Origin of the sequence: Corynebacterium sp. HMSC11E11 (assembly GCF_001807025.1) — a bacterium.
Lineage (GTDB): Bacteria > Actinomycetota > Actinomycetes > Mycobacteriales > Mycobacteriaceae > Corynebacterium > Corynebacterium freneyi.
This window is the reverse complement of record NZ_KV787107.1, coordinates 1-1,879: the sequence shown is the minus strand read 5'-3', so window position 1 is coordinate 1,879 and position 1,879 is coordinate 1. Positions and strand designations below refer to the sequence as shown.

The following is a 1,879-nucleotide window of genomic DNA, read 5'->3' as shown; positions in this document are numbered from 1 at the left end:
CTGGCTTACTTCGACATCGGGGCGTCCAACGGCCCTGTGGAAGCGATCAACGGCAGGCTCGAGCACCTGCGTGGTATCGCTCTGGGCTTCAGGAACCTGGACAACTACATCTTGCGGTGCCTGATTCACTCCGGGCAGCTGCACACCCGGATCAACGCACTCTAAATCGTGAAGAGCCAGTAAAGACATGCTTGACCTGCTGGGAAGCAAGCACGTTGTTGAACAGCCGCGACCGGTACGCCGGGCCGTTGTCGGTCATCACCCGGCTGATGTCGATGCCGCAACCGGTGAAGAAGTCCCGGGCCCGGTTCCAAAACCCGGCGACGGTGTCTTTCTTTTCATCGCCGAGAATTTCCGAATACGCCAAACGCGAGCAGTCATCGACAACGTGGTGCAGGTAGGCGTAGCCGACACCGGAGTGACCCTTGGTCTTGTCGTTTCCGCGGCCAAATTTGCGCCAGCCACCGCCATCGGGGATGCGACCGAGTTTCTTGATGTCCATGTGGACCATGCCGCCGCGGGCGTAAAGGAGTTAGGAGTTGACTGGCATCCGGCGCACCGGCAAACCGGTGGCTTGGTCGAAGCAGGCCAAGGCCGGCATGCGGTAGCGGCGGGACCATTTGTGGGCCGTGGAGGCCGAGACCTGGAATCGTTCGGCGGCTCGGGCGCAGCTCCATCCGTCGTCGACGATGAGCTTGGCAAGGCGCAGACGCCCGGTGGGGGCAGTGGTGCGTTAGCGTGGGTCATGGAAGGTCGTTTCTGGTGTCTTTGAGTGTGGTAACCCAAGACAATCACAGGGACGGCCTTCCCTCTTTCTGCCTGACCGTGGTTATCGCCGGATGTGGTGATGGCCCGGTAGGCAGCGTTCGCAACCTGCCGGGACATAACACTTGCTGGACTCCGAGAAGGTCGTGGCCGCCATGCCGGTAGGCGGTGGTGGCGAACCGGTGCCGCAGCGTGTGGAGCGACCAGCCCGGCGGAAGAACCTGTGCAGCCAGCTTTGAGACCCATCGGGGTGAAAGGTGGCCGTCGATTTGGCCAGGGAAGATCGAGGCGTCGCCGGCATGGCGGATTGTGGGGGCCAGGGAGGCGGTGACTGGGAGGACGCGTGTGCGGCCTCCTTTTCCGTGAACTGTGAGCGTCCAACCGTCGGGGGATTCGGTGAGGTGACGGCGGTGAAGCGTGGCGATTTCGCTGCGCCGTAGGCCCAGTTCGGCAGCTAGTCGGAGGATGAGTTGGGTGCGTGGCGTGGCGGCCGCGATCGCGTCGTGGAGGATGTCCTCGGGCGTTGGTCGAGGCGGCGGGGTGTGGCGCCGGATCCCGGTGAGGACGTCTGCCGGAGATGCGGTGCCGTCGTCCTGGGTAGCCCACCAGCGGAAGAACAACCGGGCGCTTGCGTGGTATCCGTGGCGGGTCTCAGGTGCCCACTCCTGCGCGCCGCTCCACTCGATAAAGTCGTCAGAGCAGACGTCGGACGGGCTGATGGCGTCGAGGTCGCGCGCGAGGCGGCGAATATGGCGGACCCGTGTGTCGATCGTTGCCGATTGTTGGCCTTGGGCGCGAAGTCGCAGTTCCCATCGGCGTATCGGGTCTTCCCATCAAGAAGGGCTCGGCAGTAGCAGAGGGCTATCGGAGAGCAACATGAAAGCACTTTGCCCCGCAGGGTGTTCCCGCCAGCTGGCGTGATGGCATGCCCGCAAGCTGGCACGTCGGGCGGAGTTGGCGAGCGCGATGCCACGTAGAGTTCGAGGGATCGTAGTGCCAGTGGGTATCGGGCCACGTGGAGATGTCGACCATTCCAAGCAATGACCCAGAGGTCGTCGGTTCGAATCCTGCCCCCGCTACCAACGTGAACGAAGGCCCCCGGCATTGCGCCGGG

General features: G+C 63.7%; 2 protein-coding genes and 1 pseudogene. 1 reads left to right on the top strand and 2 read right to left on the bottom strand.

The genetic code is table 11. The features are described from left to right. Window positions 1-165: transposase (locus HMPREF3121_RS01545; protein WP_141742919.1), on the top strand; the 165-nt coding region annotated here is incomplete at its 5' end. A 34-nt stretch (window positions 166-199) separates the two neighbouring features. On the opposite strand, the pseudogene HMPREF3121_RS12815 reads toward HMPREF3121_RS01545, so the two are convergent. Together HMPREF3121_RS12815 and HMPREF3121_RS13025 are read right to left on the bottom strand one after the other, a co-directional pair. Further along, window positions 200-747 (bottom strand): annotated as a pseudogene (locus HMPREF3121_RS12815) (DDE-type integrase/transposase/recombinase); the annotation flags it as partial. A gap of 44 nt (window positions 748-791) precedes the next feature. Further along, on the bottom strand, window positions 792-1,385 hold the full coding sequence (locus tag HMPREF3121_RS13025; RefSeq protein WP_168161344.1) for a tyrosine-type recombinase/integrase: 594 nt from the start codon (window positions 1,383-1,385) through the stop codon (window positions 792-794). Window positions 1,386-1,879 lie beyond the last annotated feature (494 nt).